Origin of the sequence: Candidatus Caldatribacterium sp. (assembly GCA_014359405.1) — a bacterium.
Taxonomy (GTDB): domain Bacteria; phylum Atribacterota; class Atribacteria; order Atribacterales; family Caldatribacteriaceae; genus Caldatribacterium; species Caldatribacterium oleiphilum.
Genome location: JACIZN010000088.1, coordinates 1 through 8,003, shown reverse-complemented (window position 1 = coordinate 8,003; position 8,003 = coordinate 1). Strand labels below are relative to the sequence as shown.

General features: G+C 56.6%; 7 protein-coding genes. All 7 read left to right on the top strand.

What is annotated here, in order from left to right:
* Nucleotides 1-217: 217 nt before the first annotated feature.
* The 7 genes from H5U36_07515 (at nucleotide 218) to H5U36_07485 (ending at nucleotide 7,995) form a co-directional block, all read left to right on the top strand.
* The gene (locus tag H5U36_07515; protein MBC7217971.1) at nucleotides 218-1,621 is read left to right on the top strand and encodes a sugar ABC transporter substrate-binding protein; all 1,404 of its coding nucleotides are present in this window, start codon (nucleotides 218-220) and stop codon (nucleotides 1,619-1,621) included.
* Between the two features lie 59 nt (nucleotides 1,622-1,680).
* The gene (locus H5U36_07510; GenBank protein ID MBC7217970.1) at nucleotides 1,681-3,210 is read left to right on the top strand and encodes a sugar ABC transporter ATP-binding protein; all 1,530 of its coding nucleotides are present in this window, start codon (nucleotides 1,681-1,683) and stop codon (nucleotides 3,208-3,210) included.
* On the top strand, nucleotides 3,207-4,148 hold the full coding sequence (locus tag H5U36_07505; protein MBC7217969.1) for an ABC transporter permease: 942 nt from the start codon (nucleotides 3,207-3,209) through the stop codon (nucleotides 4,146-4,148). The genes H5U36_07510 and H5U36_07505 overlap by 4 nt, the downstream gene beginning before the upstream one ends.
* Before the next feature lie 13 nt (nucleotides 4,149-4,161).
* Nucleotides 4,162-5,121, top strand: coding sequence for an ABC transporter permease (locus tag H5U36_07500; GenBank protein MBC7217968.1), 960 nt, complete (start codon nucleotides 4,162-4,164; stop codon nucleotides 5,119-5,121).
* 101 nt (nucleotides 5,122-5,222) lie between these two features.
* Nucleotides 5,223-5,960 (top strand): GntR family transcriptional regulator, encoded by a 738-nt coding sequence (locus H5U36_07495; protein MBC7217967.1) that lies wholly within the window; start codon nucleotides 5,223-5,225, stop codon nucleotides 5,958-5,960.
* A 4-nt stretch (nucleotides 5,961-5,964) separates the two neighbouring features.
* Nucleotides 5,965-6,861 carry a TIM barrel protein gene (locus H5U36_07490; GenBank protein ID MBC7217966.1) on the top strand — a complete coding sequence of 299 codons (897 nt, stop codon included), beginning with the start codon at nucleotides 5,965-5,967 and terminating at the stop codon, nucleotides 6,859-6,861.
* A 3-nt stretch (nucleotides 6,862-6,864) separates the two neighbouring features.
* Nucleotides 6,865-7,995, top strand: coding sequence for a sugar ABC transporter substrate-binding protein (locus H5U36_07485; GenBank protein MBC7217965.1), 1,131 nt, complete (start codon nucleotides 6,865-6,867; stop codon nucleotides 7,993-7,995).
* Nucleotides 7,996-8,003 lie beyond the last annotated feature (8 nt).

Below are 8,003 nucleotides of genomic sequence, written 5' to 3'. Positions count from 1 at the left end.
TTTGAGGGGCTGAGTTTTATCCTCTTTTCCTCTACCTTTCCCTTCCTTTTTGCCACTCTTCTGGTCTTGAGGTTAATACATCCTATTGACAAATCTCCTTCTTCGGAGTACATTTTCCTTGGATAGCTTCCTGCCAGGGAGGTGGTGTTCCCGACGAAAGTAACGTATCCCCCAAAAAAGAGAGGGTTGAGAAATTCCCTGAAAGGAGGGCTGAGGTATGAAGTGGGTACGTTGGGTGACGTTTCTTGTGATGGTTACCCTTTGTGTGGGGCTTTGGACCTTTGCCCTGGCACAGGAAGAGCTGCGCCTTGACGAGAAACGGATGGAGCTTGCGCAGCGGTACAAGAACGCGGAGCCTGGGGAAAAGTTTGCCATAGGGTACATCACCTGGGGCCTTGCCCAGGAGTACCTCATGATATGCTGGCAGGCGGTGGAGCAGGCGTGCCGGCAACTCGGCCTTGAGTTCATGGGCGCCATTGCGGAGACCGACGCTGCCTGGGTTGAGACCACCGAAAGCATGATTGCCGCCGGAGCCAAGGCCATCATCTACAACTGCCCCTCTGCGGCGGTGATGCCAGAGCTTGCCCGGGTCTGCAACGAGCACAACGTGTTCATGGCAACGTTCTTCGGGTACACCGGGGAAATGTTCCCGGGAGATCTTGGGCCACGCTGGGTCATCGATAACACTCCACTCTCCGATGAGCAGACCTTCTTCCCCCTCATGATCCTCTTTGAGAAGATGCGCCAGAATGGAAAAACGAAACTCCTCCACCATCAGGCCCACAAAACCGTTGCTACGGTTTCCACGGTCTACATTAACCTCGGAGTTTTCATGGCCTGGAGCTTCTACCCCGAGATGCAGCTTCTCGGGCACCAGTACGGTGAGTGGTGGTACGAGGGAGGGCGGAAGGCTGCCGAGGCGGCACTGGCGGTGCGGACGGACTACGAGGGACTCTGGGGAGCCAACGACTCCCAGACCATGGGAGCCCTGCGGGCTTTTGAGGACCGGGGCATTCCCATCGGGCCCTTCACCGCTTCCCGGGATATGGAGATGACTACGGCGGAGGAGATTCTCAAGGGGAACTTCTTAGTCACCGCAGGCTTTGACATTCCGTACTTTGCAGGGAGAATGGTTCCCATGCTCTACGACATGTGCGTGGGCGCCTGGTATCCTCTTCCTGAGGAAATGCTCCAGGCACCTCGAATCAACACCTACGGGAGACCCGGAGAAGTTGAGAAGCTCGCCCGGGATGCCCGCCTCATCTGGCACCCCAACTTCTACCTTGCACCGACCCAGGAGAACCTCGAGAAAATCCTGCGCCAGATGAAGGAAGCAAAGCCCGAGTACCCGTATGATTTCCGCCTCATGTCCATCGCCAAGTGCCAGGAGCTTGGGCTCTCCTACGATCGCCATGCGGGAGCGGATCTCCGCCTTGGCCAGCACGACTACTACTTCCCTGCGAAACTCGAAAAATTCGGCAGCATGGAAGCCTTCCGCAAGCACGTCGATGCCCTCTACGAGTTCTTCCTCGATTTCAGCTGGGCGGATACCTGGGAAGAGGCCCAGAAGTACATCGAGAAGTTCCCGCCTGAGCTCAAGTGGGATCCCATCTGGAAGTGATGTGAATCGGTTCCCCCTGCCTCGCCGAGGCGGGGGGAATTTTTATGGTGGAAGGAACGATGAGAGACACTCCTCCCATCCTTGAGGTGCAAAACGTCTCGAAGACCTTCGATAGTGTTGTGCAGGCCCTCCAGGGGGTGAGCATTGCTGTCTACCCCAGTGAGATTGTTGGGGTTGTGGGCGAGAACGGTGCCGGGAAATCCACCCTCATGAAGATTCTCGCTGGTGTCTACCTTCCCGACCAGGGAACGCTCTTTCTCCGGGGAAGGAGAGTTCCCTTTCCCCGCAGCCCAAAGGAAGCCGCACGGCGCGGGATTTCCATCGTCTACCAGGAGCGGGGAGTTATCCCTCATCTCAGGGTCTACCAGTTCCTCTTTCTGGGGCATGAGGAGAAGTACCGGGGTCCCTTTGGGCTTAAAAAGGAAAAGATGCGGGAGGAGGCTCGGGCCATTCTTGAAGAATTCCACGTGATCTGCGATGTCGAGGACTTCATGTATGAGCTCCCCCTTGCCACCCAGAAGATGGTGGAAATTGCCCGGGCGATTCTCGGGGTTCGCCTTGAGAGCGAGAGGGATGTTACCCCGGTTATCATCCTTGACGAGCCCACCGCTCCCTTAACCCTTGAGGAGCGGAGAGAGCTCTTTGCCAGTATCCTCCGAATGAAGGAGAGGGCCTCCTTCATTTTCGTCTCCCATATCATTCCTGAGATCATGGAGTTCGTGGACCGGGTGTACGTGCTGCGGGATGGGAAGCTCGTTGCCCACTACGATTTCTCGAAGGATACGGTAACCGAGAGGGACCTCTTCCGAGCCATTGTGGGGCGAGAGTCCCTCACGTACTCTCTGGGCAAGGAGCCACCTTCTTCCGACTCCACGGTTGTCCTTGAGGCGGAAGGGCTCACAAGAAGCGGCCTGTACTACGATGTGTCCTTTACGCTTCGAAAAGGCGAGTGCCTTGGGCTTTTTGGGCCTGCAGGTTCGGGGAAGAGCGAGGTCCTGCGAACGCTTGCCGGAATTCTGGGGTTTGAAAGGGGAAAGCTCATCATCAAGGGGCAGGAGGTGGACCCCGAGGAACCTCCCCATGTCCGCCTTGCGCGGGGTGTGGGGTACTGCTCTGGAGAGTCGGGGAAAGAGCTCTTCTTCCAGTGGTCCATTGCCAAGAACATTTCCATCGTCAATTTGCCGAAGGTGCTCTATCGGGCCTTCCCGGTTATCCGTTTCCGGAAAGAGCGGGAAATGGCGGAGGCCATCGTGGGGAAGCTGGGCATCAAGGCCCCTCACGTTCACACCGATTGCTACTCCTTAAGCGGGGGCAACAAGCAAAAGGTCTCGATGGGGAAGTGGCTTGAGCGCAGCCCCGACATCCTTCTCCTTGAGGACCCCACGATAGGCATTGACGTGGGGGCCCGGGAGGACATCTACCGGGTGCTCCTTGAGATGAAGCGCAAAGGGATCGCCCTCCTTCTTGTGAGCGATGATCCGAAGGAGTACGCGCTCCTCTGCGACCGTGTCCTTGTGATGCGAAAGGGGAGGGTGGAGAGAGTGACAGACGCGAAGGAATTTGAGGAAATGGCGGTGGTGTACCGATGACGCGGGGGTTCTTCCGTCTTTTGGCCGCGAATCCCGTGGTCCTTGTCCTCGTGGGCCTTGTGGTCCTCTTTTCTCTCCTTTACCCGCAGCGGTTCCTCACGAGCCTCAATCTCACAACCATTCTCAAGCAGTTCGTCACCCTCACCCTTTTCGCCCTGGGTCCGTCCATGGTCGTAGTCATGGGGTCTTTGGACCTCTCCTACGTGGGCATATGGATGCTCGGGGGCATTCTCGTCTGGCTTCTCACCCCAAGCCTTGGGCTGGGAGCCATTCTCATTTTCCCCCTTCTTGGTCTTGGAACGGGGTTTCTCGTTGGAGTGGTCCATGCCAAAGGCAAGATCCCCTCTTTCATCCTGACTCTGTGCCTCCTTGTGGTGTACTGGGGGCTCACCGCCATACTCTCTGGAGGATACTCCCGGGCCGTGAAGGGGTACGAATTCATCACCGCACCCCTTATTCCCTACATTCCCACCGCCTTCCTCTGGTCCCTTCCCCTCATTGCCGCTTCGGTGTACCTCATGGAACGCACGAAGGTGGGCCTTTACCTTTACGCCATTGGCTCAAATGAAGAGGGAGCGCAGCTTGCCGGGATTCCTGTGACGAGGTACAAAGTCATAGCCTTTACCCTGAGTGGCCTTTTCACCGGCATCGGGACCATTATCCTCTTTCAGCACCTTGGGGGTTCTGTCCCGGTTGAGCTCAACTTGAAAAACGTTGTGTGGCCCCTTGTGGCCATTGTCCTTGGGGGAACACCACTTGTCGGAGGCAGCGGGGGACCTCAACGGACGCTCCTTGGGGCTCTGACGTTCAGTGTCTTCTACCGGGGATTGTACCTCTCCCTCCTCCATCCGGAAATTCTCCAGCTCCTGGTGGGGATTCTCCTCATCGTGTCCATTATCGTGAGTGCCCGAGGCATCAGGGGAGTCGAGATTACCTGAGAGGAGAAAGACTATGCCGGAGGTAGTTCTTTTGCGGACTTGGCTACGGCGCAATGCGGGGACTCTGTGGCCCCTTCTTGCAGCTCTCATCATTGTTTTGGGATTCCAGATAGCCAACCCTGCCTTCCTGCGGTACGAGGGAATTGTAACCCTCATATACGCCATGTCGTACTTTCTCATCGCTGCCTGTGGGCTCACGTTCGTCATCATGATGGGGTCTTTCGATTTTTCGGTCCCGAGTGTGCTCAAGCTTGCAGCGCTCCTTTGCGTCATGTACATCGGGCGCTTTGGCTTTTTTGCCATTCCTCTTGCCCTTGGGGTGAGCTTGGGTATAGGGGTCCTCAACGGGATGCTCCTTGCGTACCTTCGCGTTCCCTCTTTCATGGCTACCCTCGGGGTCTCCATTGTCGTTGAGGGGATTGCCCTGTACCTCTCGAAGGGCTTCCTCCACATCATGTACGACGAGCGGTTCCGGGCTTTAGCCACAACCTTTTTCGGGGGGCTACCGGTGATATTCTACTGGGCCTTTGGCATCTGGGCCCTGAGCACTTTCCTTGCCCTCTGCACGCCTTTTGGACGGCGGACATACGCCGTGGGTGGGAACATTGTTGCCGCCCGTCTCTCGGGAATCAACGTTGAACGGCAGAGAATTCTCGTGTTCGCCCTCAGCGGATTCCTTGCCGGAGTCGCAGGGGTCCTCTACATGGCCCAGCTCGGCGGGGGGTCAATGCTCATCGGCTCAGACATGTCCATCCCCCTTTTTGCCAGCGTCGTTGCCGGGGGAACGGCGCTCTCTGGAGGTACCGGTGGACCCCATCGGACGCTCCTTGGTGTCATTATCATCACCTGGATCCAGAGTGGCATGCTCATGCTTGCCCTTGGACGGGATATCCAGATGGTCGTTTTCGGCCTCATTGCCGTGGGAGTAGCTGTGGCAACCATGGATCGGAAGAGGACCCGGGTGGTGAAGTGACGGGTTACTTGACGGAGCGGCGAGAGGTTTTGTATAATGTTTTTCGGTAAATACCATTTAACCTTTTTGCATGTAAACATCTCGACAGAGGAAGTGGAGGAATGAGCACCCTAAACCGTAAGGTCCCTATCCCCCTCTACTACCAGCTCAAGGAAATCATCAAGGAGCAGATAGAGGAGGGTATTCTTGCCCCCGGAGATCTCCTCCCTTCAGAACGGGAGCTCTCTGAAAAATACGGCATCAGCCGTCCCACCGTTCGCCAGGCCCTCAAGGAGCTCGTCTACGAGGGGCTCCTCACCCGGGAGAAGGGACGAGGCACCTTTGTGGCCAAACCCAAGCTCGAGTATGGGTTCATCCAGCACTTCGTGACTTTTTACGAGGACATGGCCCAGCGAGGCTACACCCTGAAGACCAAGGTCCTCCGGAAGGAACTCCAGGACCCCCAAAAGCGCATCGCCAAAGCCCTGCAGCTCAAAGAAGGAGAGAAAATCATCTTCCTTGAGCGCCTCCGCTTTGTGGAAGATGAACCGGTCGTCTGGGTCCAGAACCACATCCCCCACCACCTCTGCCCCAGGCTTTTGGAGGAAGACCTCACCGACCGCTCTCTGTACCAGCTCCTCACCGAGAAGTACAACCTCAGGCCTCAGTGGGCAGAGGTGAGCTTAGAACCTGCAGTAGCCACAGACCTTGATGCCTCTCTCCTTGGGATTGATCCTGGAGCTCCAGTGCTCCTTCTTGAGAACATCACCTACGATGTGAACGACCGGCCCATTGACCTCTTCATCTCCCGTTTCCGAGGGGATAAGGGGAGAGTGCGGGTCAAGGTGCTGAGGGGTTGATACCGTGGAAGGACTCCGCTACGCCGTGCATGCGTACGCCTGGGTTTCGAGATGGACGAAGGACGCTCTTGCGCTCCTTGAGAGAGCTAAAGAGCTCGGATTCGATGCCTTTGAGGTGCCCCTCATGGACCTTGAAGAGGTGAGTCCAAAGGATATCCGGAGGGAAGCCGAACGATTGGGACTTTCGATTGTAACTTCTACCGTTCTCTCTGAAGATACCGATGTGTCGTCTCCTGACGAGGACGTTCGCCGGAGAGGGCTTGCGTACCTCATGCGGTGCGTTGAAGTTTCGGGAGAGATGGGGGCCCTGAGCCTTTCGGGAGTTCTCTACGGGGCTTTGGGGAAGCGGATTTCCACCTTCCCCGGCCGGGAGTACTTCGAGCGTGCGGCCGAGGCGTTGCAGAAAGTCGCCCGGAAGGCGCAAGAATTCGGGCTCCTTGTGGGGATTGAGCCGGTGAACCGGTACGAGTCCTTCCTCATCAACACCTGTGATCAAGCTCTTGAGCTCCTTGTGATGGTGGGAGAGCCAAACGTCAGAATACACCTTGACTCGTACCACATGAACATTGAGGAGAACGATTTCTACACCCCCACGAAGAGGGCCGCTCCGTACCTCTGCCATTACCATTTGAGCGAGAGCCACCGGGGCATTCCCGGAACCGGTACCGTCGATTGGGAGGGCATCTTCAGGGCCCTTGCCGAGAGTGGGTACAGGGGCATCGTGGGAATGGAGTCCTTTGTCGAGGTTTCGGATTCCATGCGAGCAGGAACGTGCATCTGGCGGAGAATGGCTCCATCGAGTGACGTGCTGCTTCGGGAAGGATTAGCGTTCTTGAAGGAGCTTGAGAGGCGGCATTTTGCCCCTCAAAAGGGGCAAAAAATAAACGCAAAGGGAGGTTGAAGTATGCGGCGCAGTTTCGGTGTGTTCCTCGTTGCACTCCTTTTGTTTGGGTTTGCGTTCAGTGTGTGGGGAAAGGATATTCCCAAGATCACCATTGGTTGGACTCCTCCGGACATCACGGGAGTCTTCAAGACGGCAACGGACTTCTTCGAAAAAGCTGCAGCCGATGCTCGGGACCATGGTATTAACGTGGAAATCATCACTCGTGCCCCTGCTGCCCACACAGCCTTTGCCGACCAGATAGCCATCATCGAGGACTTCATTCAGCGCAAAGTAGACGTCATCGCCATATCTCCCATTGAAGTCGAAGTGGTGAAACCGGCCCTCCAGGAGGCCAAGAAGGCAGGCATTCCCGTGATCGTTGTAAACCTTCTTGAACCCATTGAAGGAGTGGATGTGGACTGCTATATTGGTTTTGATAACACGGTGGCAGGGACGATTTCGGCGTACGCTGTGGTCGATTACTTCGGGGGTCCTGGAGTCCTTGGCGAGGGAGAAAAAGTCGACGTAGCGCCGGAGACATTCCTTGATCTTGAATTCTGGCAGAAGCTCTACACCCCAGAGGTCATTGAGAACCTCAAGGATAAGATCAAGGCCACCGGAGCAATCATCGAAGGTATCGCCGGCGGATTCTTCTCCACCGCTCGACTCCGCGGCTTCCACGCCGTTATCGACCAGTTCCCGGGCATCAAGATTGTCACCACCCTGCCGGCAGACTGGAACAGGGAAAAGGCCATCAAGGTGACGGAGGACATTCTCTCCGCCAATCCTCAGGGGACGCTCGACTTTATCTGGGCGGCTTCGAACGAGATGGGTCTTGGAGCCATGCTCACCTGTGAGCGCCTTGGACGAACCGAAGTCAAGGTCTTCACCAATGACGGTACTCCTGAGTCGGTGGAGCGGATTCGGGAAGGCCGCCTCATTGCAGAGACCTGGCACGGCTTCCCTGAGTGGGGTTGGTACGGCACCAAATACGCGGTAATGCTCGCCCTGGGCCTCAAGGATCAGGTGCCGCAGTTTGTGGACATTCGTCCACGGACTGAGTGGCAGGGCAATGCCGATATGTTCTACCCGAACCCGTACCTTGAACCCATTGACTGGGAGGCCATCAAGAAGGCCTACCTCGAGAAATGAAGCTTGGC